This is a genomic window from Ancylobacter sp. VNQ12 (assembly GCF_049445835.1).
In the GTDB taxonomy this organism is placed as follows: Bacteria; Pseudomonadota; Alphaproteobacteria; order Rhizobiales; family Xanthobacteraceae; genus Ancylobacter.
In genome coordinates this window covers 158615-183042 of record NZ_JBMSDU010000004.1, presented here as the reverse complement: position 1 = coordinate 183042, position 24428 = coordinate 158615, and the positions used below count along the sequence as shown (strand labels likewise).

Genomic DNA, 24428 nt, shown 5'->3' with positions numbered 1-24428 from the left:
CAAGGTGTCGGCCGCGGCTCGGTGGTCCGAGACGGCCTGCCCAGCTGCTGGGCATGTATTCGCGGATGCCCATCATTGCATCACAACATTTTCGGTGTCGCAATCTTCCCGAGAGTGAAAAAGCACGCAAAAAAGCCCGGTCGCGAACGACCGGGCTTCTTCTTTTGACCTATGCCGTTAGGTAAGTCGCTCAGGCCTGCTCGGCTTCGGCGTCGGTTTCGGCCTCGATTTCCTCGGCGGCTTCCTCGAACACTTCCTCGTCATCCTCGTCGCGGGCGACGGTCAGGTCTTCACCGCGGGCCTGACGCTCGGCTTCCTCGGCGCTGCGCGCAACGTTGGCGCGGACCGTGACCTCGACTTCCGGATGCAGGCTGACCGGCACGTCGTGCACGCCGATGGTCTTGATCGGGTGGTTGAGGACGATCTGGTTGCGCGCGACCGAGAAGCCGGCGGCGGTCAGGGCCTCGGCGATGTCGCGGGTCGACACGGAGCCGTAGAGCTGGCCGGTCTCGCCGGCCTGACGCACCAGCGCGACGATGGTGCCGGCGAGCTTCTCGCCGACCTTGGTCGCCTCGCTCTTGAGCTCGAGGTTGCGGGCCTCGAGCTGGGCCTTCATCGATTCGAAGCGGGTCTTGTTCTCCTTGGTGGCGCGCAGCGCCTTGCCGGCGGGCAGGAGAAAGTTGCGGGCGAAACCGTCCTTGACGCGGACGATTTCACCGATCTGGCCGAGCTTGGCCACGCGTTCCAGCAGAATGACTTCCATGTTCAGGTCTCCTAATCGTTCAATTCGAAGGGTTCAGGTGTCGTTGGCGGCGGGCGGGCGACCGCGCCGCGGGAAGCGGGTGCGAATGCCGAACACGAGGTCGGCAATGCCGAGGAGGGCCAGCACCGCAAAGGGCCAGCCCAGCGCCAGCGCGGCGATCCACACGGTGGCGATGACCAGCGTGCGACCGGCCGCGCCGCGGGTGATCCAGTGGATCGTGGCGAGGCCGAGGAAGGCGAACGCCATCACCAGCGTCGCCCCGAGCAGTTCGCAGACGAGGCCGATGAAGTCACCGGCGAGCGAGGCGCCGACGAGGGCGCCGACCAGTAGCGCGAGCGTCGCGCGCGGCACCGAGATCGCCGCAAGGTCCGGCCAGGGCCGCACCAGCCGGCCCGACAAGCGGGCGACATGGGCGGCCAGCCACAGATTGCCGATCTGCGTCAGCATGGTCACGACCGCCGCCGCCGGCGGCATGACCGCCACCAGCAGGTCGATCAGGCGCTCCATGTCCGCCCCGCCGGCCTCGGGATGCTCGACCAGCATGGCCTGGAACAGCGTGCGCAGCGCCGCCTGGTAGTCGGCGACGTTGCCGGCCACCAGCGGGATGAGGGCGGTGACGGCAAGGCAGCCGAGAATGGCGGCGGCGATCAGGATACGCCCGACCGGGAACCATTCCAGCGGGCCGTCGGCCGTCTCCTGCCGCGCCATCAAGGCGAGGTAGGCGAGTACATAGGCCGGCAGGCCGACGCCGGCGACATAGGCCAGCAGCAACTCGACGCCGAAGAACACGCCGATGGCGACCGACGCCGCGGATGCGGCGACGAGGGCAGCCACGTGCGACCAGCCGAGGCCGACGATGAGAACGGGCAGGGGGGCGAGGTAGAACAGCGGCAAAGCCAAAGCGCTGCCGGTGGCAACGGTCGCCACCAGAAGGGCCGACGCCGCACCGGCGCCGAAGGCTATGAGCCAGATCTGTACCATCGACGAGCTGTCCCGCTCCCAGCGGTTAGAGGTGGATCCGTGTCCACCCCAGCCGAGACCCGTGGGGCGAACCCGCGGGCCTGTCGGAATATGATTCGGTAGAGGCGTCCCCGGCGCGAGGCCGGGGCGCTTGTCGAACCATCCCGGCCAGGGCCGGGATGGGGAGTGTCACGCGATCAGCGGATCACGAAGGGCAGCAGGCCGAGGAAGCGCGCGCGCTTGATGGCCTGGGCCAGTTCACGCTGCTTCTTGGCGGAGACCGCCGTGATGCGCGAGGGGACGATCTTGCCGCGCTCGGAAATGTAGCGCTGCAGCAGGCGAACGTCCTTGTAGTCGATCTTCGGCGCATTGGCGCCCGAGAACGGGCAGGTCTTGCGACGACGGAAGAAGGGACGACGCGCGCCCGACGTATTGGCGGAAGGACCGCCGGTGCCACCGAAAGCCATCACTCAGTCTCCACGTTGGCCGGAGCCTCTTCACGATCACGGCGCGGGCCGCGATCACCGCGATCCCCACGGTCGCCGCCGAAGCCGCGGCCACCGCCGCCGAAGCCACGGTCGCCGCCGAAGCCACGATCACCGAAGCCGCGCTCGCCACGGTCGTCACGGTCGCGCTTCTGCAGCATGACCGACTGGCCTTCCTCAAGCTCCTCGACGCGGATGGTGAGAACGCGAAGCACGTCCTCGTCAATGCGCTGCTGGCGCTCCAGCTCGGCAACCGCCGCCGCCGGGGCGTCGATGTTGAGCAGGGAGAAGTGGGCCTTGCGGTTCTTGCGAATGCGATAGGTGAGGGTCTTCACACCCCAGTATTCGACCTTGGTGACCGAACCGCCATTCGCCTCGATAACGCCCTTGAAGCGGGCGGTGAGTTCCTCGACCTGCTGCGCCGTAACATCCTGGCGCGCGAGGAACACGTGCTCATAAAGAGCCATGTCTCGTACCTTTCCATTGATTCCGCACGATTGCGGACCGCCCTCCCGACGCCGAGCCCTTCGAGCCCGGGAAAGGCTCGAACAATCTCGAAGGCGGGGACACGGGACGGCGGAAATCCGTGGATTGCCTGCCGCGCCTTTCGCAAAAATGCCAAAGCGCAGCCGTCCGTTCAGCCCCCGGCCGGGACTGACAGTGCGCGGGCTTATACCGGGAATGGCCGGAAAATCAAGGGCTCGACGAGGCTTCTGCCGGCAGGGTGAGGTCGTCTTCCGTGCACACGCGGTTACGACCCGTGCGCTTGGCCAGGTAGAGCGCCTCATCGGCGCGGTTGGCCAGCGAGGGGCCGTCGTCCTCGCAGCGAAGCGCGGCGACGCCGAAACTGACGGTGATCGCCGTCTGCCGGTTGTCGCTGGCGAGCGGGGAGCTTTCGATCACCAGGCGCAGCCGTTCTGCCGTCGCCCGTCCCTGCGCGACCTGCGTATGCGGCGCGAGGATGGCGAATTCCTCCCCGCCGATGCGGAAGACGGTGTCGCCCTTGCGCTTGTGGGCTGCGAGCAGCTTTCCCAGGTGGGCCAGCACCCTGTCGCCCCATTCATGGCCGTTCTCGTCGTTGACGCGCTTGAAGCGATCGATGTCGAGCATGATGAGCACGAGCGGCTGGTTGCGGCGCCGGGCGATCTCGACCTGATCCGGGAAGGCGCCGTCGAAGCTGCGGCGATTGGGCAGGCCGGTCAGCTTGTCGGTGTAGGCGGCACGTTCCAACTCGGCGACCTTGAGAACATCGTCGGCGGTGAGGCGGGACAGCAGGATGGCGGCGAAGATGATGGCGGCGCCGAGCAGGTTGACGGTGGCATCGACTATGACCGCGGCATCGACGACGTGGGAGAGGAGGCGGTGGACGGTGCTATAGGTGCCGAGCCCCAGCACGACGATCAGCAGCCCGACCATGGCAAGCCACGCGCGGCGCAGCCGGACCTTGGGGGCGATGCGTGCCAGATATACGGCGTGGAAGGAGGCCACAGAGACGAGACCGAGCGCGATCAGGTCGCTGAACAGAATCACGAAACTCATTCGATGACGATCCAGAGGGGCGATAGGCGTTAAGAACGTGACGCCCGCTTGGTTGCTCGCGCCGTTGCGGCTTGACACGCGGCGCGGGGCGGTGTTCCTGCGCCCGCCAATTCTCAATGTATCAGGTTTCGTTACGTCATGAGCAGCGCCTTCGTTTTCCCCGGTCAGGGCAGTCAGGCTGTCGGCATGGGCAGAGCCCTCGCCGATAACTTCGCCGTTGCCCGCGAGGTCTTCGAGGAAGTGGACGAGGCGCTCGGCGAGAAGCTTTCGGCCGTCATGTGGGATGGGCCGATCGAGACGCTGACGCTGACTGCCAACACCCAGCCCGCGCTCATGGCAGCCTCGCTCGCCGCGCTGCGCGTGCTGGAGGCCGAGGCCGGCGTGAATCTCGCCCGCGACGCCGCCTTTGTCGCGGGGCATTCGCTGGGCGAATATTCGGCGCTGGCAGCGGCGGGCAGCCTCTCCCTGGCGGATACCGCCCGCCTGCTGCGGCTGCGCGGCACCGCCATGCAGGCGGCGACCCCGGTCGGCACCGGCGCCATGGCGGCCATACTCGGGCTCGATTTCGACAAGGTGGCCGCCGTCGCCGCCGAAGCGGCCCAAGGCGAGGTTTGCGAGGTCGCCAACGACAACGCGCCCGGCCAGGTCGTGGTCTCCGGCCACGCCGCCGCGGTGGAGCGCGCCTGCGAGATCGCCAAGCGCGAGGGCGCCTCGCGCGCCATCCTGCTGACGGTCTCCGCGCCGTTCCATTGCAGCCTGATCGCGTCCGCCGCCGACGCGATGCGCGAGGCGCTGACCAAGGTCGCGGTGCACGCGCCGAAGGTGCCGCTGGTCGCCAACGTCACCGCCGCGCCGGTGACCGACCCCAATGAAATTCGTGCCCTGCTGGTGAAGCAGGTCACCAGCACTGTGCGCTGGCGCGAATCCGTTGCCTTCATGGCGGAGCAGGGCGTGACCCGGCTCGTCGAGATCGGTACCGGAAAGGTGCTCTCCGGCCTAACCAAGCGCATCGCGCGTCAGGTGGCCTCCGCCAATGTCGGTACGCCCGAGGACGTCGCGGCCTTCGCCGCCGCCCCCGCGACGGCCTGACTGTTTCAGGAGATTCCCGTGTTCGATCTGACAGGCAAGACCGCCCTCGTGACCGGCGCCACCGGCGGCATCGGCGGGGCCATCGCCAAGGCGCTGCACGCGCAGGGGGCGACCGTTGCGCTTTCCGGCACGCGCCGCGAGGTGCTGGAGGCGCTGGCCGCCGAACTCGGCGAGCGCACCCATGTGCTGCCCTGCGACCTCTCGAATACCGAGCAGGTCGAGGCGCTCGTCCCGCAGGCTGAAGAGGCCATGGGCGAGATCGACATCCTCGTGAACAATGCCGGCATCACCAAGGACGGCCTGTTCGTGCGCCTCACCGACGAGATGTGGGACGCCGTCATCGCCGTGAACCTGACGGCGGGCTTCCGCCTGACCCGCGCCGCCGCCCGCTCCATGATGCGCCGGCGCACCGGCCGCATCATCGGCATCACCTCGGTCGTCGGCGTCACCGGCAATGCCGGCCAGGGAAACTATGCCGCCGCCAAGGCCGGCATGATCGGCATGTCCAAGTCGCTGGCCAAGGAAGTCGCGGCGCGCGGCGTCACCGTGAACTGTATCGCGCCCGGCTTCATCGCCACGCCGATGACGGATGTCCTCAACGAGAAGCAGCGGCAGATGATTCTCGGCGCCGTTCCGGCCGCGCGTCTCGGCACGCCGGAGGATATCGCCGCGGCCGCCGTCTACCTCGCCTCGAACGAGGCGGCGTACGTTACCGGCCAGACTCTGCATGTGAATGGCGGAATGGCCATGATCTGATAAAGCTGCGGAAACCGGCGGTTCCGGCGCCCCCGTGGGCGCTGGTTTTGCCGGATGAAGTGTGCTAACGACCGCCTCGGCTCACAGGGTCGGGCGCTGCCGAAGAGAGGCAGCCGCTCGGGCAGTTCCTGTAACTCGGGGCAGGAAACAGACCTTCCAACCGCACTGTGATGCGGAGGGGGGCCAAATGGAACAATTAGCAACCTCCGGATATTCGGACGAGGGTGAACCGATGAGCGATATTGCCGAGCGCGTGAAGAAGATCGTAGCCGAGCACCTTGGCGTTGAGGCCGAAAAGGTCACCGATGGTGCCAGCTTCATCGACGATCTCGGCGCCGACAGCCTCGATACGGTCGAGCTGGTCATGGCTTTCGAAGAAGCCTTCAACGTGGAAATTCCCGACGACGCCGCCGAGACGATCCTGACCGTCGGCGACGCGATCAAGTTCCTGGAAAAGAACGCGGCCTGATAGCGCGTTTCGACGCTGCGGCGGCCGAGCCGTCGCAGCGCTACCTGCCATGGCGCTATCTGCCATGAAGTTCTCCGGAGATATCGGATGAGGCGTGTTGTCGTTACCGGCCTCGGCATGGTGACGCCGCTTGGCTGCGGCGTTGACGTCACCTGGAAGCGGCTGCTTGCCGGCCAGAGCGGTGCCAACCGGGTCGAGAATTTCGATGTCTCCGACCTGCCGGCCAAGATCGCCTGCCAGATTCCGCGCGGCGACGGCACCGACGGAACCTTCAATCCCGACCAGTGGATGGAGCCGAAGGAGCAGCGCAAGGTCGACGAGTTCATCGTCTATGCGATGGCCGCCGCCACCCAGGCGCTGAACGACGCGGACTGGCACCCTTCGACCTATGAGGACCAGTGCGCTACCGGCGTCATGATCGGTTCCGGCATCGGCGGCCTGCAGGGCATCGCCGAGACCAGCCTGGTCCTGCAGGAACGTGGCCCCCGCCGTGTGTCCCCCTTCTTCATTCCCGGTCGCCTGATCAACCTCGCCGGCGGCTATGTGTCGATCGAGCACGGCCTCAAGGGGCCGAATCATGCGGTCGTCACCGCCTGCTCGACCGGTGCTCATGCGATCGGCGACGCCGCGCGCCTCGTGGCTTTCGGCGATGCCGACGTGATGGTAGCCGGCGGCACCGAATCGCCGATCAACCGCCTCGCGCTGGCGGGCTTCGCCGCCTGCCGCGCGCTGTCGACCGGCTACAACGACACGCCCGAAAAGGCGTCGCGCCCCTATGACCGGGACCGCGACGGCTTCGTGATGGGCGAGGGTGCCGGCGTGGTGGTGGTCGAGGAACTCGGCCATGCGCTGGCGCGCGGCGCCAAGATCTATGGCGAGATCATCGGCTACGGCCTGTCGGGCGACGCCTACCATATCACCGCGCCTTCGGAGGACGGCGACGGCGCCTTCCGCAGCATGCAGGCGGCGCTGAAGCGGGCGGGCATTTCTGCGTCCGAGGTCGACTACATCAACGCCCACGGCACCTCGACCATGGCCGACGAGATCGAGCTCGGCGCGGTGCAGCGCCTGCTGGGTAATGCGGCGGCGACGGCGTCGATGTCCTCGACCAAGTCGGCGATCGGCCATCTGCTCGGCGCGGCCGGCGCGGTGGAGGCGATCTTCTCGCTGCTGGCAATCCGCGACCAGATCGCGCCGCCGACGCTGAACCTCGATAATCCCTCGGTCGAGACGCCGCTCGACCTCGTTCCGCACACGCCGCGCGCGCGCAACATCGACTACGCGCTGTCGAATTCCTTCGGCTTCGGCGGCACCAATGCCTCGCTGGTGTTCAAGCGCTACATGAACTGAGGGCTCCCGGCTCGACGGGGCGGTCGCGACCGCTCTCGACCCTGAAAGGGCGGGTGTAAACCCGCCCTTTGTCGTGTCTGGATTCCCGCTTTCGCCATATTTGGGGGTAGTCTGCCTGTGCGTTGCGCGGACTGCGGACGCCAGAGCCCTTTCGGCTCGGACGGAATCAGCCGATTCTGCGCAACCTGCTCCAGGCGAGGCACCCGATGACCGACGAGACTCCCCCGGGGGTGACGCCCACGCCCGCCGAGAACCCGGCTCCCGCCGAGACGACGCCGGCGGCGCAGACGACGGCGACGACCCCGGTGCCGCCTCCGGCCAAGCCCGCGCGCAACCGCCGGGCCTCAAAGCGTGCCGGCCATCCGCTGGTAGTTGCCGGCAGCGCGGTGTTCACGCTTCTGCTGGCCGCCATCATTCTCGGCGGCGGCGCGCTGTGGCTGGGCAAGAAGCGCTACGACGCGCCCGGCCCGTTGGCGCAGGACACGGCGATGATCATCTCCAGCGAATCCGGACTGATCGACATTGCCGACCTCCTGGTGAAGCGCGGCGTCATAACCGACAAATGGGTGTTCATCGGCGCCGCCGTGGGTACGCGCTCCTCCGGCAAGCTCAAGGCCGGTGAGTACGAGTTCGCCGAGCATGCCTCGATCCGCCAGGTGCTCGACACGCTCGTCTCCGGCAAGGTGATCGAATACAACGTCACCATCCCGGAAGGGCTGACCAGCGACCAGATCGTCCAGCGGCTGCTGGAGGTGGAGGAGCTTTCGGGCTCGATCCGTCAGGTGCCGCGCGAAGGCAGCCTGATGCCGGACACCTACAAGGTGACGCGCGGGACGTCGCGCGAGGATGTGCTGCGCCGCATGGCGCGCACGCAGGATGCGGCGCTGAAGGAGATCTGGGCCAAGCGCGACCCGAGCCTGCCGCTGAAATCACCCGAGGAGCTGGTGATCCTCGCCTCCATCGTGGAGAAGGAAACCGGCGTCGCCGAGGAGCGGCCGCAGGTGGCGGCGGTGTTCGTCAACCGCCTCAACAAGAAGATGAAGCTGCAGTCCGACCCGACGATCATCTATGGGTTGGTGCGTGGCAAGGGGCGGCTCGACCGGCCGATCACCCGCGCCGACATCACCACGCCGACGCCGTTCAACACCTACACGATCGCGGCGCTGCCGCCCGGCCCCATCGGCAATCCCGGCAAGGCCTCGTTGGAGGCGACCGCCAATCCCGCCAAGACACGCGACCTGTATTTCGTCGCCGACGGTACAGGCGGGCACGCCTTCGCCGAAACGCTGGACCAGCACAACAAGAACGTCGCCCGCTGGCGGCAGACGGAGCGCGACCAGAAGATCGACCCTTCGCGCCTTCCCGCTGGCACCGCCGGCAACACCGGCGCGACCCCGGGCATCGACTGATCCGGCCGCATCCGGCGATGCCCGCTTGAGGGGGAGGCTCCCCGCCGTTATGTTCCGGCCGCCGCCGAGGTCGCGGCAAGGGGCGGCAGGGGAGACAGCATGGCGCTTGCCAGTATGACGGGCTTTGCCCGCACCCAGGGAAGCGCGGGTGCGTGGAGCTGGGCCTGGGAAATCAAGTCGGTGAACGGCAAGGGGCTCGACGTGCGCCTGCGCCTGCCGGCGGGCTGGGAAGGGCTGGAAGCGGGCCTCAAGCAGATCGCTTCGCGCGTGCTGGGGCGTGGCAACGTCAACGCCAATCTCTCCATGACCCGCGCTGACGCGGCGGTGAGCGTGCGCGTCAACGAGGATGTGCTGCGCGCCATCGCGCTGTCCGTGCGCAAGGTGGCGGCCGATCTCGACGCCCCGCCGGTGCGGCTGGAGGGCTTGCTCAACCTCAAGGGCGTGCTGGAAGTCGCCGAATCGGAGGACAGCGAGGACGAGCGCCGCGCGGTCGAACACGCAGTGACCGCCGGATTCGAGGCGGCGCTGGGCGATCTCGTCGCCATGCGCGCGCAGGAAGGCGCGGCGCTCGGCCTGGTGCTCAACGAGCGGCTCGACGGCATAGCCGCGCTGACCGCGCAGGCGGAGGCCAACCCGACGCGGCAGCCCGACGCGATCCGCGGCAAGCTGGCTGAGCAGATCCGCGTGCTTATGGACACCGGCGCGAATTTCGATCCCGACCGGCTGCACCAGGAAGCGCTGATGCTGGCCTCCAAGGTCGATGTGCGCGAGGAGCTGGACCGTCTGGTCGCCCATGTCGCAGCGGCGCGCGCCATGCTGGGCGAGGGCGGTGCGGTCGGGCGCAAGCTCGACTTCCTGGCTCAGGAGTTCAACCGCGAGACCAACACGCTGTGCTCCAAGGCGAACGACGTGTCGCTGACCGCCATCGGTCTTGAGCTGAAGGGGCTCGTGGAGCAGTTCCGCGAGCAGGTCCAGAACATCGAGTGAGGCGCGCATGAAGCACTCCCACGTTGCCCGCCGAGGCCTGATGCTGATTCTGTCTTCGCCTTCGGGCGCGGGAAAATCGACGCTGGCGCGCCTGCTGCTGGAGCAGAACCCCGACATCTATCTTTCCGTCTCGGTGACGACCCGTGAGCGTCGTCCGAGCGAAGTGGAGGGGGTGCACTACCATTTCCATGCGCGCGAGCGCTTCGAGCGCCTGCGCGACGCCGGCGACCTGCTGGAACATGCCGAGGTGCACGGCAATTTCTACGGCACGCCGCGCGAGCCGGTGGAGGCCGCTCTGGCGGCCGGCCGCGACGTCCTGTTCGACATCGACTATCAGGGCGCTGAGCAGCTCTATTCCAAGATGCGCGAGGATATCGTCGGGGTGTTCATCCTGCCGCCTTCCGCAGCCGAGCTGAAGATGCGGCTGGAGCGGCGCGCCGAGGACGCTTCCGGCGTCATCGAGAAGCGGCTGAAGAACGCGCGCACCGAGATCGCCCACTGGCAGGATTACAATTACGTGCTGGTCAATGAAGACCTGAACAGCACCTTCGCCAATCTGCGCAACATCTTGCTGGCCGAGCGGCTGCGCCGCGAGCGGCAGGTCGGGCTTGCGCCCGTTATCGAGCGGCTCGACGAGGAACTGGCGACGCTCACCGACTGACGGGCGCGCCCGCCGCGCGCATGGCGACCCAGTGGTTTGCCAGCGCCACGAAGCCTTCCACCGGCACCTGCTCGGCGCGCTCCGTCGGCTCGATGCCGGCGGCCTCCAGCAGCGCCGTGGTATCGACGCCGAGGCTCTTCAGGCTCTGGCGCAGCATCTTGCGGCGCTGGCCGAAGGCGGCTTCCGTCACCCGCTCCAGCGCCTTGAGCGCGCAGGGCAGGGGAATGGTGCGCGGCACGAGGTGCACCACCGAGGAGACGACCTTGGGCGGCGGCACGAAGGCGGAGGCCGGCACGTCGAAGGCGATGCGGGCGACGGCCCGCCAGCCGGTGAGGATGGCAAGGCGCCCGTAATGCGCCGTGCCCGGCGCTGCGACGATGCGCTCGGCCACCTCGCGCTGGAACATCAGCGTCAGGCTTTCATACCAGGGCGGCCACGGATCGGTGGAGAGCCAGCCGATCAGCAGCGGCGTCGCGACATTGTAGGGCAGGTTGGCGATGACGGCAGCGCGGCCGCCGGCGGGCACCAGTGCCCGGTAGTCCGCTTCCAGCGCGTCGCCCTCGATGACCTCCAGCTTACCCGGATAATGCGCCGCCACCTCGGCCAGCGCAGCGATGCAGCGGACGTCGCGCTCGATGGCGACCACCTTCTCCGGGCCGAGCGCCAGAATGGCGCGGGTGAGGCCGCCGGGGCCGGGACCGACCTCGACCACCGTCACACCGTCGAGCCGACCGGCGGTGCGGGCGATCTTCGAGGTCAGGTTGAGGTCGAGCAGGAAGTTCTGGCCGAGCGATTTCAGCGCCGACAGGCCGTGGTCGCGGATGACCTCGCGCAGCGGGGGAAGATCGTCGATGGCGCTCATGGTTGGCCGCTCATGGCTGGCCGCTCACGCCAGCCGGCCGGCAATGGCGAGCTCGGGCTCGGCGGCGGCGCGATTGCGCGCGTCCACATCGGCCAGCCGGCGGGCCAGACGAAGCGCCTCGACGAGGCTGGAGGGATCGGCCCGGCCGGTGCCGGCAATGTCAAAGGCGGTGCCGTGGTCGGGCGAGGTGCGCACGAAAGGCAGGCCGAGCGTGACATTGACCGCGCGGTCGAAGGCTAGCGTCTTCACCGGCGCCAGCACCTGGTCGTGATAGGCGCCGATCACCACGTCATAGCCGGCCCGCGCCTTGGCGTGGAACAGCGTGTCGGCGGGGAAGGGGCCGCGCGCGTCGATGCCCTCATGGCGCAGCGCCTCGATGGCGGGACGAGTGATCTCCTCATCCTCGCGCCCGATGGTGCCCTGTTCGCCCGCATGCGGGTTGAGCCCGCAAAAGGCGAGGCGTGGGTGCGCGATGCCGAAGCGCTCGCGGAGGTCGTGGGCAGCGATGCGGCCGGTCTCGACCAGAAGCTCGCGGGTGAGCCGCCGGGAGATATCGGCGACGGGGATGTGGATCGTGGCAGGAATGACCGCGAGCTCCGGCGACCAGATCATCATCACTGGCCGCGGCGGCGGATCGCCGGCGAGATGGGCGAGATATTCGGTGTGGCCGGGAAAGGCGAAGCCGTCGGCGTAGAGCACCGCCTTGGCGATCGGGTTGGTGACGACGGCGGCCGCCCGCCCGGCCTGCACGAGCCGTACGGCGGTGTCGATCGCCGCCTTGGCGGCCGGGCCGCTGCTGGTGTCCGGCACGCCGGGTTCGGCGGTCACCCGCGGACCGGCCGGCACCACCGGAACGACATCGGCGAACAGGCGCACCGCGTCTTCCGGCACGCATTCGCGGATCACCGCCGGTACGCCGAGCCGCGCGGCCCGCGCCGTCAGTAGCTCAGGATCGCCGGTGATGAAGAATGCCGGCAGGTCGAGCTCGATCCGGTTCTCCCAGGCGAGCAGCGCGATGTCCGGGCCTATCCCGGCCGGCTCGCCCAGCGACAGCGCCAAGGCGGACAGGGACGACGGCGGCACGCGGGAGGGGGACATCGCAGTCTCGAAGCAGGGTGAAGGGCCGTCTCAGCGGTACTGGATCATAGCCGTGCGACGGGCATCCTGCAGCAGGCGCTTCGACAAATCGTCGAATTGCTTGCTCTGCAATTCGCTGCGGACTTCCTTTTTCTGGGCGCTCTCGCCCACGACCTCGCGTCGCGCGCAGATGGCGACCATCTCGATGCCGGCGCGGGTGACTTCGGGGGCCGTGGTCTGGCCCACCGGAATCTCATCCATGATCTTGCGCACCGGCGCGCTCATATCCGCCGAGGTGCGGATCACCGGCTCGCGGACCACGGTCTCGCGCATTCCGCGCGCGGTGGCGACGCCGGTTTCGCAGTCCGTGAAATTCTTGCGCAGCGCGTTGGCTTCGGCGAGGCGCTGGGCGCGCGAGGAATCCGGGGCGGTGCGCGAGACCACGAGGACGATCTGCCGCACGGTGTACTCGGTCGTACGCTGGGCCTTGGTGAGGTCCTCGCCCTTGGTTTCCAGCGCGGCGAAGATGTCGGAATCACGCACGGTCGTGGCGGACGAGAAGCGCCCGCGCACATAGGAGTTCCACACGAAGTCGGCGCGCATCTTCTGCTTCAGGGCAGCGGGTGTGAGCCCCTGCTGGGTGAGCCCCGCCGTGAGCTGCTCGACCGTGCGGCCGTTACGGCTGGCCATCTGGGCAAACATCTTGTTCACCTCGTCGTCATCGGCCTTGATGCCGTAGCGCTCCGCGGTGAAGATCTTGAGCCGCTCGTCGATCAGTTCGTCCAGCGCCTGCTTCTGGTTGAGGGAACGGCGCTCGGTGAGCTGCACCAGCTTTATACGCTGGGCGACATCGAAGCTGGTGATCGGCTGGCCCTGCACCATCACCAGAATCTGCTGGGCGGCGGCAGGCGTGACCGGCAGGACAATGGCAGGCAAGGCGAGCGTCGCGGCCACAAGTGCCGGTGCGAGCAGGCGCCGGGCGAGACGCCGGATCGCCCCGTCACAGGACGGTGTCGCAGGTCGTTCGCTGGCGGTCGTAAGCATGTCGCGCCTCATCCTCCCCTCGCCACAGCCGTCGAAGTGCCGGGGCGATACCTATGCGTCGCGGCAGAACCGACGAACCCGGCACTTTTGATGAGTGCTTGTGGCGTCAATACGACGCCGGGCGTGGCTTCGTTCGTCAGCCACGCCGCAGGGTCAGTCCGAAGTTGCCGTCGAGCCAACCTCCGAAGAGAAGCCGGCCGAACCCAGCGTACGCAGGCTGATGGTCACCAGCACTGTGTCGACGCGTTCGCGGTCGATGCTCTCCGTGTAGTCCGAGCGATAGGTGAGCGCCAGCCCGAAGCACTCGTCCGCATAGGACACGCCGAACAGGGTGTAGTCGATTTCGCTCTGCTGGATGTTGTAGCGGGCGGCAGCCGAGAGCTTCCAGTTGTCGTTGATCTTGTACTCGCCCCTGCCGAGGACGCCCTCGCGGTCCTCGTAATAGCCGAGCTCGGGTTGGGCGGTGTAGAGGCCGTAGGTCGCCGACACGCTCAGCTGCTTCCACGTCGCCCGGCCCTCGAACTCGTAACGCTCGACCGACCAGTCGTCCTTGTCGAAGCGGAAGCGGTTGATCAGCGCGAAGGTCTGGCTCGGCGCGTAATAGAGGCGGGCGACATAGTCGGAGACGTCGTCCTCAAGGCCGGAGTCGGCACCCGTATTGGCCATGTCCTCATAGGCGTAGGAATTCTGGCCGGCCAGCTGGTAGGACTGCCCGAACAGCGCGTTGACCTGGCCGACGCCCTGAATCTTGGCGGTGTACTGAATGCCGACATTGCCGCGGGTGCCGCCTTCGACGCGGTCATAGCCCGAGTACTTGTTGATCTCGAACAAGTTGGTGTCGTCGAAGATCAGGCTTTGCGCGTCTTCGTTCGGGAACTCGCCGATGTCGGTCTCGTCCGGACGCACGATGATCTGGGCGATCGGCTCGATGGTCTGCGTGCCCCAGCTCTGCACCGAGATGAAGGGGTAGCGGTATTCGAGGCCGATGGCGGGCATGGCGCGAATGAGCTGCTGGTCCTCGCCCGGCAGCCAGGGATAGTCCTCGGCCTCGGGCTGAACCGAGGCGACGTCGACCTGCACATTGGCGAAGGGCGTCCAAGACTGGCCGATCTCGTCGATCATGGTCTTGCGCCAGTTCGCCACGCCCGACAGGCGGGTGTAGGTGCCGGCCATGCCTCGCATCAGGCATTCCTGCCGCGCCACGGCGGGGTCGGCGCTGAGCTTTTCGAGATCGCAGCCATTCGAGGGGCCCTCGCTGCCGGCGGGCACCGCGTAGTCCGCCGAGGTGGCGCGCAGGTCCATCTGCTGGCGGGTGAGGCTGGTGAGGTTGAAGTCGTAGCTGAACTCGCCGCCGAAGACGGAGTTGCCGAGCGTCTTGCTGTAGTCGATCACCGGATGGATGACCGGCTGCTGGTCCTGGATGTCGTAGGTGGTCAGGCCCATGAAGTACTGGGCGCGGGCGTCGAAATAGCTGCGGTCGCCCTGACCGACGAGGAAGATCTGCGAGACGACTTCCTTCTTGTTCTTGTCGACCAGGTTATAGTCGGTCAGGAAGGTCTGGTCCGAGGTGAGCCAGCCGTCCCAGCCCCAGTACCACTGCTCGTTGATGTTGAAGAGGCCGTGGCTTTCGACCAGGCCGCGCTGGTCGCGATAGCCGTCCTGGCCGATGAACTCGTCCTTGTCCTGCTGATCGATGCCGGCGGCGCGGATCGAATAGATGCCGGTGTCGAGCCGATGGCGGAACTCGCCGTCGAGCATGACGCCCTGCTTCGAGACGAACAGCGGCGAGAAGGTGAGATCCATGTTAGGCGCGATGTTCCAGAAATAGGGAACAGTCGCGCCGTAGCCGATCTCGGTCGAATTGACGAATTCCGGGAACAGGAAGCCCGACTTGCGCTTCACCGACGGATCGGGAGCGGACATGTAGGGAGCCCAGGCGATCGGAACGCCGAGGAATTCCAGCCGCGCGTTCTCGAAATAGATCATCTGCTCGCTTTCCTTGTGGATGATCCGGGCAGCCTTGATCTGCCAAAGCGGGGGCTTTTCCGGATTCGTCTTACAAGGTTCGCAAGGCGTGTAGGCGCCGCTGGTGAGCACGGTGGTGTCGCCGCCCGAACGGTCGGCGCGGGCCGCGGCGAAATGCATGTTGTCCGGCGTGTCGATGCGGAGCGAGTTCACGAAGCCGTCGGTGAACTGCTGCGACAGGTCGAGGCTGTCGGCCGCGATGATCTTGCCGTCCTTGTCCTTCAGGCGGACTCCGCCCTCGGCGCGCAGGCGGTTGTTGGCGCGGTCATAGACCACGCGCTTCGCCTCGAGCACGGCGCCGTCGTAATAGATCTGGACATTGCCATCGGCAATGACCTCGTTGCGCCTGTCATCATAGACAAGCTCGTCCGCTGTCACCAGCATCTTGGCGTTGGGGTCGACCTGACGCTGCGCAAGCATCTCCCGCGCCGCCGCAGACGAAGTCGCCTGCTCCTGCGCAAGGGCCTGCGTCGCCGGAGACAACACCCCCAACGTGCCCGAAACCACCGTAAAGAACAGCCAACAAGCGGAGATACCCAGACGGCGCTTGTGCCGTCCGATTACCGTTTCCGCCTGGCCGGCCATGACGCCGCCGACCTTCATCCGTCCTCCCGGTGAAGCAGGATGAGAACGCCCATCAATGCTCCAACGACTGCTGGAAACCACGCTGCGATAATGGGATGCACAATCCCGGCCTCGCCGAGGTCTTCGGCGAGCTTGGTGAAAACATAAAGCAGAAAGCCGGCGGCCACGCCACCGAGAATCGTCTGCCCGATCCCGCCGAAGCGGAAAACCCTGAGGCTGACCGACGCGGCGATGAGCACCATGGCCAGCAGGAGCACGGGGCGGGCGAGCAGGCTCTGATATTGCAGACGATAACGCTCCGCGCCGAACCCGACCCGGCCTGCCGCCTCGATGGCGGCCGGAAGATGCCAGAAGGAGACGGTATCCCCTTGTAGCGTGTCTTCGATCTGATTCGGGGTGAGATTCGTTGCGACCATGTAGGTATCGTACGCCTGCAAACCTGTTTCCGGGGTTAAGACCCGCACATCATTCAGCCGCCACGCTCCCTCCTCGAGAGTCGCGCTGCGCGCTTCGATGCGTTCGATCAGCTTGCCATCGTCCCCAAATAAGAAAACGTTAACGCCAGACAGCTCGCGGCCGCCATTGGCCTTGGCGGCTGCCTGTATCACGGCCTGACCGTCCACGCTCTGCTGGCGTATCCAGAAGCCGCCAATCGTCGAGGCGAACAGGCCGGTCTGGCGGTTGAAGATCTCCGCCTCGATGCGGTTTGCCCGCTCCTTGAAGTCGGCCGACAGCGGGTCGTAGACAGTTGTGGACAACACGCCGAGCAGCATCGCGAGAAGACAGGCCGGCGCGATGAACTGCCACGCTGAGATGCCCGCGGCGCGCGCGACGACGAGCTCGAGCCGGCGCGACAGCGTCAGGAAGGTCCCGATCGCCCCGAACAGCACGGCGAAGGGCAGCAACTGCTCGGTGAAGAATGGCACTCGATAGAAGATCAGCAGCAGCAGGGTCAGCGAATCCACGTCCCGCTCGCCCACGCGCCGCGACATCTCGAGGAAGTCGATCAGCATGATGAGGAAGGCGCAGCCCACGAAGATGCCAAGGACCGACGTGATGAAGCGCCGCCCGAAATAGACTCCGAGTGTGCGCCCGATCACGTCGATTCTCCCCAGAGCGAACGCTTCAGCATGATCGGGCTCAATTCACCGTGGCGCGCGCGACGCGCTGCGCCATGCGGTCGAAATAAAGGCTGATCGCCCGCGGCATGCGGGGCTTGAAGCGGCCGCTAAGCGACAACACCGAACCGATGATGAAGATGATCGGCACGAGATAGACGAGGGGTACGAGGTCGGGATTGTTTCTCACCTGGTTGATCAGGCCGAAGCTGGTGACCTGTAGCACCACCACGAACGGGGCGGTGGCGGCCAGCGCCAGGCCGCGTCCCTCGCGTGTGGTGCGCGGTTCCGCCAGCGCCGCGACGGCGATGCCGAAGAAGGCGAGCACGTAGAGCGGCAGCGACAGGCGGCGATGAATTTCTTCGGTGAACCGGCCCGCGTCCAGCTTGTACGCGAGATCGTTCGGGTCCGGGTTCAGCAATTCGCGAAAGCTGCGCTCCGGCGCCCGGTACATGGTGTTGTCGGCCGAGGTGAACGGCGAGAGGTCGAAGGCGTAGCGCTGGAACTCGACGACATTGGTGTCCGGCTTGCCGGCGGTGCGGCGATGGATCGCCCCGTCCTCGAGAATGAGGAAGGTGCCGTCCGCCGAATCGACGACCTGCCCGCGCTGGGCGAGATAGGTGTTCACCTCGTTCGGGTTGCGGGCATCGTTGATGAAGATGCCGCCCAGCACGCCGTTCGCGTTGCGCTCGCGCACGTTGAACACCATGCCCGGCGCGAGGTTGGTGAACCGGCCGGGCTGGGCGATGAAGCCGACGAAGTCTGCGCGCACCTGGCTGATCTCGTAGCGGAACTGGCGCAGCGCCGCTGGCACCAACTCGATCGACAGGCTGGCGCAGCCCGCCGCGACCAACAGGGCGAGATAGACGAGCGGCCGCAGGAAGCGCCAGGTGGAAATGCCGGCCGCGCTCGCCACGACGATTTCCGAATCGCTGTTCAGGCGGAAGAGGGTGTGCGCGACCGCCATGAACAGCGCTGCCGGCGCGAGGCCGAGGATGAGCGCCGGCAAGGCGAGGCTGGTGATGAAGACGAAGGCGAGGATGGTCTGTCCCTGCGTCGTCATGATGTCGAGCTGGCGCAGCGCCTGCGTCACCCAGATCATGCCGGCGAGCACGGTCAGCGTTCCTACGAAGGCGACCATGGCCGAACGGAACACATAGCGATCCAGTCGGGTCATCGAGCGGCGGTCCTCATCCTTTCCAAGCGACAAGTCCGCCGCCCCGGCGTGACCATCGTGCAGGGTGATCAATAAGCGGCCTCGGCGCCCGGTGCAAATCGCCGCTGCCGGCGCTCCCTTCACCATGCCGACATCCGGGCCTCGTCGCCGGACGCGCATTCGGCTAAACATGAGGGCTCAGAATGACGCCAAGCCAGGTGCCCCGATGCCCGATACCGTGAAATTCAGCTTCTCCAAGCTCCCCGCCGCGCTCGAAGGCGTGGTCGTGCTTCTCGCGGCCGAAGGGGCGGATGGGGGAGGGCCGGCGCTGGCTCCGGCGGTCGAGGCGCTGCTCGCGCCGGCCGGCGACGCCGTCACCCGCGCCGCGCTGGCGGACCGTTTCGACGGCAAGGCGGGCAAGACGCTCGAACTGCTCGCGCCGGCGGGTCTGGCCGTCACCCGCCTCATTCTCGTCGGCGTCGGCAAGCCCGCTGAACTCACCACTTTCGACTGGCTGAAGATCGGCGGCAGCGCCATGGGCAAGCTGCCCGCTTCGGTGAAGGAGGCGAGTGTCGTGCTCGCCCTTCCGCATGGCGAGGTTGCGCCCGAGGCGGCGGCGGAATTTGCCGTCGGCGCCCGGCTGCGCGCCTATAATTTCGACCGCTACAAGACCAGGAAGAAGCCGGATGACGCTACCGCCCGGCCGAAGGTGACTCTTTATATAGAGGACGACACCGCAGCGAAGCGTGCCTTCAAGAAGCGCGAGGGCGTCGGCGACGGCATCGTCATCGCCCGCGACCTGGTGAACGAGCCGGCCAACGTGCTGACCCCGACCGAGTTCGCCAAGCGCGCCGGCGACCTTTCCAAGCTCGACGTCGACGTCGAGGTGATGGGCGAGAAGGAACTGCGCAAGCTCGGCATGGGCGCGCTGCTCGGCGTCGGCCAGGGCTCGAGCCAGGAGAGCCGCGTCGTCGTCATGCGCTGGAAGGGCGCGAAGGACGACGAGGCGCCGGTCGTCTTCGTCGGGAAGGGGGTGGTCTTCGACACTGGCGGCATCTCCATCAAGCAGGCTGCTGGCATGGAGGACATGAAGGGCGACATGGCGGGCGCGGCCTGCGTCGTCGGTCTCATGCACGCGCTGGCGAGCCGCAAGGCGAAGGTGAACGCGGTCGGCCTGATCGGCCTCGTCGAGAACATGCCGGACGGCAATGCCCAGCGGCCGGGCGACATCGTCACCTCGATGTCCGGCCAGACCATCGAGATCATCAATACCGACGCCGAGGGCCGCCTCGTGCTGGGCGATGTGCTCTGGTACGCCAAGGAGCGCTTCAAGCCGCGCTTCATGGTGGACCTCGCCACGCTCACCGGCGCCATCATGGTGGCGCTCGGCACCGAGCATGCGGGCCTGTTCTCCAACGACGACACGCTGGCGGAGCGCCTGTTCGCCTCCGGGCAGGCCACCGGCGAGAAGGTCTGGCGCCTGCCGCTCTCGCCCGAATACGACAAAATGATCGATTCGAAATTCGCCGACATGAAGAACACCGGCGGGCGCTTCGGCGGCTCGATCACCGCCGCGCAGTTCATCAAGCGATTCGTCGGCGACGTGCCGTGGGCGCATCTCGACATCGCCGGCACCGGCATGTCCTCGCCGGCGAACGAGTTCAACAAGAGCTGGGGCGCCGGCTGGGGCGTGCGCCTGCTCGACCACATGGTCGCGCAGCACTACGAATCCTGACGCGCCGGCGCGGCACTGCGAGGCGCTGGGGCAATGGCCGAGGTCTTCTTCTATCACCTGCAGGGGCGGCCCATGGAGGCCGCCCTTCCGCAGCTGCTGGAGAAATGCCTCGAACGCGGCTGGCGCTGTGTGGTGCAGGCTTCCACCGACGAGCGGATCGATGCGCTCGACCATCTGCTGTGGACCTATGACGAGGCGTCTTTCCTGCCGCACGGCACCGATCGCCAGCCCGAATCGGCGCGCCAGCCGATTCTCCTCACCACGACGGAATCGAATCCCAACGGCGCGCAGGTGCGATTCCTCGTCGAACGCGCGGTGATTCCCGACATCGCCTCGTACGCGCGCGTGATTCACCTGTTCGACGGCGCCGACCCGGAAGAGATCGACAACGCCCGCGCCCAATGGCGCGCGGCGAAAGATGGCGGCCATGAGGTCGCTTATTGGCAGCAGTCCGCCGAGGGGCGCTGGCAGCGGCGCTGAATACCGGCAAGATCAGGGCGCCGCCGATGTCCGCCCGCGGCAGCCACCGAGCCCGCCATCCGTTAAGCCTTGATTCATCATGACTTTTTAAGATGGTGAATTAACAGTGAAGCCGGCCGGCGGGCGTGTGAAAATTGTGTCTGGACGGCAACACTCCGCTGCTGAATGGCCCCCCGAGCCCCTTTCCGGCCACTTTGGCTTTGCACCGCCCCCTCGTTTCCAACAATATCGTCCTCGGATGCCGCGACATGCGGTGGGTCCTGACAAGCAACCCAACATTGGTCCAATTTGGGGGAGAATGAAGTTGAAGACGGTCATCAAGAATGTACTGCTGAGCTCGGTTGCCGGGCTTGCTATGGTCGGGACTGCTGCGGCGGCCGATCTGCCTGTGAAGGCGAAGGCTGCGGAATACGTGAAGATCTGCTCCACCTACGGCGCGGGCTTCTACTACATCCCCGGCTCGGACACCTGCCTGAAGGTCGGTGGCTTCGTCCAGGTTGACTACAACTACCTCGACACGTCTTACCTCCCGGGCGAGGCGCAGGACGATGTGTACTTCCTGGCTCGTGGCGCCCTGCGTCTCGACGCGCGCACCCAGACCGAGTACGGCACGCTGCGCTCGTTCATCGAGTACCGCCTGACCTACGGTGAGTCGACCTCGCCGAGCCTGGACAAGGCCTACATCCAGTTCGCCGGCTTCACCTTCGGTAAGGTTCAGTCGTTCTACGACTACTACGCCGACAACAACGTCTGGGGTATCGACTCGATCGAGCTCACCTCGGACGAGAACGCGATCGTCGCCGCTTACACCGCTGACTTCGGCAATGGCTTCACGGCCACGGTCTCGATCGAAGACGACTCGACCCGTTCGAACGGCGTCTACGATCTCGACTTCGGTTCTGAAGACGCTGGCTCCGATCTCCCCGCCCTGGTTGGTAACCTCAACTACGAAGGCGAGTGGGGCGGTTTCCAGGTGTCGGGCGTCGTTCGTCAGATCAACGACGAGACCTATGACCTGCTCGGCGGCGAGAACGGCGACGACATCGGTTGGGGCGTCCTCGGTGGCGTGAAGTTCAACCTGAACGCTCTCGGCGAGGGTGACACCCTGTACATCGAAGCCGCCTACGGCGACGGCGCGATTGCCTACACCGGTATCGCTGGCAGCTATGCCCCGGCGAACACCTTCCAGCTGGCCGACGTCTACTTCAACCCGGCGACCGGCACCTACGAGACGTCCACCGCTTGGACCGTCGCCGGCGAGCTGACCCACTACTTCAGCCCGCAGGTCTTCGGCGTTCTGTTCGGCAACTACGGCGAGCTGGACGTTCCCGAGGCGGCTTGGGATGCGAACTCCTCGAGCTTCAACATGTTCAACGTCGGCGCCAGCCTGAACTGGGTGCCGGTCAAGAACCTCCTGTTCGTGGCTCAGTACACCTACGGCGAAGCCAACTACGACTCCCCGATCGAGGACGAGTTCGGCAACCTCATGAACTCTTCGAACTTCAACCAGGTTATCCTGTCGGTTCGTCGCACGTTCTGATCTCGTCAGTCTCTGACGTGAGGGAAACCCCGGCCTTGTGCCGGGGTTTCTTTTTGTCTGGGCGCCGCGCATTCGTCCGCAGATGCGGCGCCGCGCCGGCCCCGGCCGATAGCGGCATGGCTCAATGGCGGGAGAATTCTCCGGTCGGAACGCCGCATCGACGCCGGCCTTGGGCCAGCCTCAGGCTTGTGGTGGCGTAATTCGAGGCAAGCCGACGTGCCGCCGGCGGCGCGGAGCCCCGCGGTTCAACGCATCTCAATGGGGTCGACTGTGGTGTCGTCGGCGAGGCTCTCTCAGTCCGGCAGGCCCCGGGCGAACGCGGGTTGCGCCGGACGCGCCAGCACCCCGTTCACATTTTGCCGGCTTCGATCTGTTCGAGTTCGGCAGAGAGCGTGATCCAGCGCTCTTCCTCGGTCGCGAGCTTCTCGCTCATTTGCGCGCGCGTGGCCGATAGCTGCGCCGCCTCGCGGGGATCTTTCTCATAGAAGCCCGGCGCCGCCAGCCGGGAATCCAGCTTGGCGATCTCACCTTCCATCCGGGCCATGGCCGTCTCGGCTTCCTTGATCTGCTTGCGCAATGGTCCAAGAGCCGGACGTTTGGGCGCCGTATCCTTGCGCGCCGCCGCATCGGAAGCCGACACATTGCGCTCCTTCGGCGCGGATCTGCGCAGGACGAGCTGCCGGTACTCGTCGAGGTCGCCCTCATAGGGGCGCACCGTACCGTCGGCGACCAGCCAAAGCCGCTCGGCTGCTGCGTCGAGCAGCGAGCGGTCATGGCTGATGAGGATCACCGCGCCCGGAAATTCGTTCAGCGCCTCGACCAAAGCCTGGCGCGAGGCGATATCGAGATGGTTCGTCGGTTCGTCCAGAATCAGCAGATGCGGGCCACGAAACGCGGCGAGCCCGAGCAGCAGGCGCGCCTTCTCGCCACCCGACAGGCTGGCGATGCGGGTATTGGCCGGCTCGCCGGAAAAGCCCATCTCGGCGGCGCGCGCCCGCACCTTGGCCTCGGGCGCGTCCGGCATCAGCCGGCGGACATGGTCGTACACGGTGTCCTCCGCCACCAGTTCGTCGAGCTGGTGCTGCGCGAGATAGGCGATCTCCAGCCCCGCCGCGGTGACGACACGGCCGCCCAGCGGCGCGAGCCGGTTCGAGATCAGCTTGGCAAAGGTCGACTTGCCGTTGCCGTTCGGGCCGAGCAGGGCGATGCGGTCGTCATGGTCGATGCGCAATGTCAGGTTGCGCAACACGGTGCGGCCGTCATAGCCCGCCGAGACGCCGTCAAGCGTCATGATCGGCGGCGAGAGCTGCCGCTCGGGATGGCGGATTGAAATGGCCGCTGCGCTCTCGCCCACCGCCTCGGCGATCGGAGCCATGCGCGCCAGCGCCTTCAGGCGGGATTGGGCCTGCCGGGCCTTCGACGCCTTGGCGCGGAAGCGCTGCACGAAGGATTCCATATGCTTGCGCTTGGCTTCCTGCTTGGTGCGGGCCTTCTGGTCGAGTGCCTGCTTCTCCGCCCGCTGGCGCTCGAAGGAATCGTAACCGCCGCGCCAGAGCGTGAGCTTGCGCTGGTCGAGATGCAGGATGAAGGAGACGGATTCGTTCAGCAGCTCGCGGTCATGGCTGACGATCAGCACGGTGCGGGGATAATGTGCGAGATAGTCCTGCAACCACAGCGTGCCTTCGAGGTCGAGATAGTTCGTCGGCTCATCGAGCAGCAGCAGGTCCGGCTCGGAAAACAGCACGGCGGCCAGCGCGACGCGCATGCGCCAGCCGCCGGAGAATTCAGAGCAGGGGCGCTGTTGCGCGCTCTCGTCGAAACCGAGGCCCGCGAGGATCCGCGCCGCGCGCGCCGGGGCGGAATGCGCGTCGATATCGACGAGCCGCAGCTCGATGTCGGCGATGCGGCCGGGATCGGTGACGGTTGCCTGTTCGGCGAGCAGCGCGGCGCGCTCGGTGTCGGCGGCCAGCACGACGTCGATCAGCCGCTCCGGCCCGGCGGGTGCTTCCTGCGCGACCTGACCGATGCGCGAACTCGCGGGGATGCGGATATTGCCGGTCTCGAGCGAGAGGTCGCCGGTGATGGCGCGGAACAGCGTGGTCTTGCCGGTGCCGTTGCGCCCGACAAGGCCGACGCGCGCGCCCTCGGGGATGAAGACCGAGGCGTGCTCGATGAGAAGGCGTCCGGCGACCCGGAGCGAGATATCGTCGAAGGTGATCATGCGCCGTCTTGTGCCGCGCCATTGGCAAAGCGGCAAGAGACGGAATGTCCCGCAGGGGCGTCATGTGCCGGGAGCTTGGCGTCAGACAGGGCGAGGGGGGGCATTCTGTACCAGCAG

22 protein-coding genes are annotated in these 24428 nt (G+C 66.7%); 10 read left to right on the top strand and 12 right to left on the bottom strand.

The window, feature by feature from the left end:
* Nucleotides 1-190 precede the first annotated feature (190 nt).
* The 5 genes from rplI to ACO2RV_RS08660 form a co-directional block, all read right to left on the bottom strand.
* Nucleotides 191-763, bottom strand: coding sequence for a 50S ribosomal protein L9 (rplI, locus tag ACO2RV_RS08680; protein ID WP_423291888.1), 573 nt, complete (start codon nt 761-763; stop codon nt 191-193).
* A 33-nt stretch (nt 764-796) separates the two neighbouring features.
* The gene (locus ACO2RV_RS08675) at nt 797-1744 is read right to left on the bottom strand and encodes a DUF2232 domain-containing protein (RefSeq protein ID WP_423291886.1); all 948 of its coding nucleotides are present in this window, start codon (nt 1742-1744) and stop codon (nt 797-799) included.
* Nucleotides 1745-1920: 176 nt separating this feature from the next.
* Nucleotides 1921-2190 (bottom strand): 30S ribosomal protein S18, encoded by a 270-nt coding sequence (gene rpsR, locus ACO2RV_RS08670; protein ID WP_423291884.1) that lies wholly within the window; start codon nt 2188-2190, stop codon nt 1921-1923.
* On the bottom strand, nt 2190-2675 hold the full coding sequence (gene rpsF / locus ACO2RV_RS08665; protein WP_423291882.1) for a 30S ribosomal protein S6: 486 nt from the start codon (nt 2673-2675) through the stop codon (nt 2190-2192). Before rpsF ends, rpsR begins: the two co-directional genes overlap by 1 nt.
* A gap of 226 nt (nt 2676-2901) precedes the next feature.
* Nucleotides 2902-3747: a GGDEF domain-containing protein gene (locus tag ACO2RV_RS08660; protein WP_423291880.1), complete on the bottom strand. Its 846-nt coding sequence runs from the start codon at nt 3745-3747 to the stop codon at nt 2902-2904.
* 138 nt (nt 3748-3885) lie between these two features.
* On the opposite strand from ACO2RV_RS08660, the gene fabD reads away from it, so the two are divergent.
* The 7 genes from fabD to gmk all read left to right on the top strand — a co-directional run bounded on the left by fabD (nt 3886) and on the right by gmk (nt 10468).
* Entirely contained in the window at nt 3886-4836 is a 951-nt protein-coding gene (gene fabD, locus ACO2RV_RS08655) for an ACP S-malonyltransferase (protein WP_423291878.1), read from the top strand.
* Nucleotides 4837-4854: 18 nt separating this feature from the next.
* The gene (gene fabG / locus ACO2RV_RS08650; RefSeq protein ID WP_423291876.1) at nt 4855-5592 is read left to right on the top strand and encodes a 3-oxoacyl-[acyl-carrier-protein] reductase; all 738 of its coding nucleotides are present in this window, start codon (nt 4855-4857) and stop codon (nt 5590-5592) included.
* A gap of 232 nt (nt 5593-5824) precedes the next feature.
* Nucleotides 5825-6061 carry an acyl carrier protein gene (locus ACO2RV_RS08645; RefSeq protein WP_423291874.1) on the top strand — a complete coding sequence of 79 codons (237 nt, stop codon included), beginning with the start codon at nt 5825-5827 and terminating at the stop codon, nt 6059-6061.
* A gap of 87 nt (nt 6062-6148) precedes the next feature.
* Entirely contained in the window at nt 6149-7411 is a 1263-nt protein-coding gene (gene fabF / locus ACO2RV_RS08640; RefSeq protein ID WP_423291872.1) for a beta-ketoacyl-ACP synthase II, read from the top strand.
* A 206-nt stretch (nt 7412-7617) separates the two neighbouring features.
* The gene (gene mltG / locus ACO2RV_RS08635) at nt 7618-8820 is read left to right on the top strand and encodes an endolytic transglycosylase MltG (RefSeq protein ID WP_423291870.1); all 1203 of its coding nucleotides are present in this window, start codon (nt 7618-7620) and stop codon (nt 8818-8820) included.
* A 99-nt stretch (nt 8821-8919) separates the two neighbouring features.
* Nucleotides 8920-9807: a YicC/YloC family endoribonuclease gene (locus ACO2RV_RS08630; RefSeq protein WP_423291868.1), complete on the top strand. Its 888-nt coding sequence runs from the start codon at nt 8920-8922 to the stop codon at nt 9805-9807.
* 40 nt (nt 9808-9847) lie between these two features.
* Nucleotides 9848-10468: a guanylate kinase gene (gmk, locus tag ACO2RV_RS08625; RefSeq protein WP_423291866.1), complete on the top strand. Its 621-nt coding sequence runs from the start codon at nt 9848-9850 to the stop codon at nt 10466-10468.
* Here the strand turns inward: gmk and rsmA are convergent.
* The 6 genes from rsmA to lptF all read right to left on the bottom strand — a co-directional run bounded on the left by rsmA (nt 10458) and on the right by lptF (nt 18356).
* Nucleotides 10458-11330, bottom strand: a complete 873-nt coding sequence (gene rsmA / locus ACO2RV_RS08620) for a 16S rRNA (adenine(1518)-N(6)/adenine(1519)-N(6))-dimethyltransferase RsmA (RefSeq protein ID WP_423291864.1) — start codon at nt 11328-11330, stop codon at nt 10458-10460. The genes gmk and rsmA overlap by 11 nt on opposite strands.
* A gap of 24 nt (nt 11331-11354) precedes the next feature.
* Nucleotides 11355-12428 carry a 4-hydroxythreonine-4-phosphate dehydrogenase PdxA gene (gene pdxA / locus ACO2RV_RS08615; RefSeq protein ID WP_423291862.1) on the bottom strand — a complete coding sequence of 358 codons (1074 nt, stop codon included), beginning with the start codon at nt 12426-12428 and terminating at the stop codon, nt 11355-11357.
* A gap of 30 nt (nt 12429-12458) precedes the next feature.
* Entirely contained in the window at nt 12459-13451 is a 993-nt protein-coding gene (locus ACO2RV_RS08610) for a SurA N-terminal domain-containing protein (protein ID WP_423291860.1), read from the bottom strand.
* Nucleotides 13452-13604: 153 nt separating this feature from the next.
* Nucleotides 13605-16079 (bottom strand): LPS-assembly protein LptD, encoded by a 2475-nt coding sequence (locus ACO2RV_RS08605; protein WP_423291858.1) that lies wholly within the window; start codon nt 16077-16079, stop codon nt 13605-13607.
* A complete protein-coding gene (gene lptG / locus ACO2RV_RS08600) occupies nt 16076-17161 on the bottom strand; it encodes an LPS export ABC transporter permease LptG (RefSeq protein ID WP_423291856.1) in 1086 nt (361 codons plus the stop codon). Before lptG ends, ACO2RV_RS08605 begins: the two co-directional genes overlap by 4 nt.
* A 40-nt stretch (nt 17162-17201) precedes the next feature.
* The gene (gene lptF, locus ACO2RV_RS08595; RefSeq protein WP_423291854.1) at nt 17202-18356 is read right to left on the bottom strand and encodes an LPS export ABC transporter permease LptF; all 1155 of its coding nucleotides are present in this window, start codon (nt 18354-18356) and stop codon (nt 17202-17204) included.
* A gap of 205 nt (nt 18357-18561) precedes the next feature.
* Between lptF and ACO2RV_RS08590 the strand changes: the two genes are divergently transcribed.
* From ACO2RV_RS08590 to ACO2RV_RS08580, 3 genes are all read left to right on the top strand, one after another.
* On the top strand, nt 18562-20070 hold the full coding sequence (locus ACO2RV_RS08590; RefSeq protein WP_423291852.1) for a leucyl aminopeptidase: 1509 nt from the start codon (nt 18562-18564) through the stop codon (nt 20068-20070).
* Nucleotides 20071-20103: 33 nt separating this feature from the next.
* Entirely contained in the window at nt 20104-20550 is a 447-nt protein-coding gene (locus tag ACO2RV_RS08585; protein ID WP_423291850.1) for a DNA polymerase III subunit chi, read from the top strand.
* Nucleotides 20551-20848: 298 nt separating this feature from the next.
* Nucleotides 20849-22090 (top strand): porin, encoded by a 1242-nt coding sequence (locus ACO2RV_RS08580; protein ID WP_423291848.1) that lies wholly within the window; start codon nt 20849-20851, stop codon nt 22088-22090.
* Nucleotides 22091-22439: 349 nt separating this feature from the next.
* Here ACO2RV_RS08580 and ACO2RV_RS08575 read toward each other — a convergent pair whose 3' ends face one another.
* On the bottom strand, nt 22440-24311 hold the full coding sequence (locus tag ACO2RV_RS08575; protein WP_423291846.1) for an ABC-F family ATP-binding cassette domain-containing protein: 1872 nt from the start codon (nt 24309-24311) through the stop codon (nt 22440-22442).
* Nucleotides 24312-24428 lie beyond the last annotated feature (117 nt).

Coding starts and splice junctions, on each gene's coding strand:
- rplI (WP_423291888.1), bottom strand. CDS start 763: ATGGAAGTCATTCTGCTGGAACGCGTGGCCAAGCTCGGCCAGATCGGT.
- ACO2RV_RS08675 (WP_423291886.1), bottom strand. CDS start 1,744: ATGGTACAGATCTGGCTCATAGCCTTCGGCGCCGGTGCGGCGTCGGCC.
- rpsR (WP_423291884.1), bottom strand. CDS start 2,190: ATGGCTTTCGGTGGCACCGGCGGTCCTTCCGCCAATACGTCGGGCGCG.
- rpsF (WP_423291882.1), bottom strand. CDS start 2,675: ATGGCTCTTTATGAGCACGTGTTCCTCGCGCGCCAGGATGTTACGGCG.
- ACO2RV_RS08660 (WP_423291880.1), bottom strand. CDS start 3,747: ATGAGTTTCGTGATTCTGTTCAGCGACCTGATCGCGCTCGGTCTCGTC.
- fabD (WP_423291878.1), top strand. CDS start 3,886: ATGAGCAGCGCCTTCGTTTTCCCCGGTCAGGGCAGTCAGGCTGTCGGC.
- ACO2RV_RS08645 (WP_423291874.1), top strand. CDS start 5,825: ATGAGCGATATTGCCGAGCGCGTGAAGAAGATCGTAGCCGAGCACCTT.
- fabF (WP_423291872.1), top strand. CDS start 6,149: ATGAGGCGTGTTGTCGTTACCGGCCTCGGCATGGTGACGCCGCTTGGC.
- mltG (WP_423291870.1), top strand. CDS start 7,618: ATGACCGACGAGACTCCCCCGGGGGTGACGCCCACGCCCGCCGAGAAC.
- ACO2RV_RS08630 (WP_423291868.1), top strand. CDS start 8,920: ATGGCGCTTGCCAGTATGACGGGCTTTGCCCGCACCCAGGGAAGCGCG.
- gmk (WP_423291866.1), top strand. CDS start 9,848: ATGCTGATTCTGTCTTCGCCTTCGGGCGCGGGAAAATCGACGCTGGCG.
- rsmA (WP_423291864.1), bottom strand. CDS start 11,330: ATGAGCGCCATCGACGATCTTCCCCCGCTGCGCGAGGTCATCCGCGAC.
- pdxA (WP_423291862.1), bottom strand. CDS start 12,428: ATGTCCCCCTCCCGCGTGCCGCCGTCGTCCCTGTCCGCCTTGGCGCTG.
- ACO2RV_RS08610 (WP_423291860.1), bottom strand. CDS start 13,451: ATGCTTACGACCGCCAGCGAACGACCTGCGACACCGTCCTGTGACGGG.
- ACO2RV_RS08605 (WP_423291858.1), bottom strand. CDS start 16,079: ATGAAGGTCGGCGGCGTCATGGCCGGCCAGGCGGAAACGGTAATCGGA.
- lptF (WP_423291854.1), bottom strand. CDS start 18,356: ATGACCCGACTGGATCGCTATGTGTTCCGTTCGGCCATGGTCGCCTTC.
- ACO2RV_RS08590 (WP_423291852.1), top strand. CDS start 18,562: ATGCCCGATACCGTGAAATTCAGCTTCTCCAAGCTCCCCGCCGCGCTC.
- ACO2RV_RS08585 (WP_423291850.1), top strand. CDS start 20,104: ATGGCCGAGGTCTTCTTCTATCACCTGCAGGGGCGGCCCATGGAGGCC.
- ACO2RV_RS08580 (WP_423291848.1), top strand. CDS start 20,849: ATGAAGTTGAAGACGGTCATCAAGAATGTACTGCTGAGCTCGGTTGCC.
- ACO2RV_RS08575 (WP_423291846.1), bottom strand. CDS start 24,311: ATGATCACCTTCGACGATATCTCGCTCCGGGTCGCCGGACGCCTTCTC.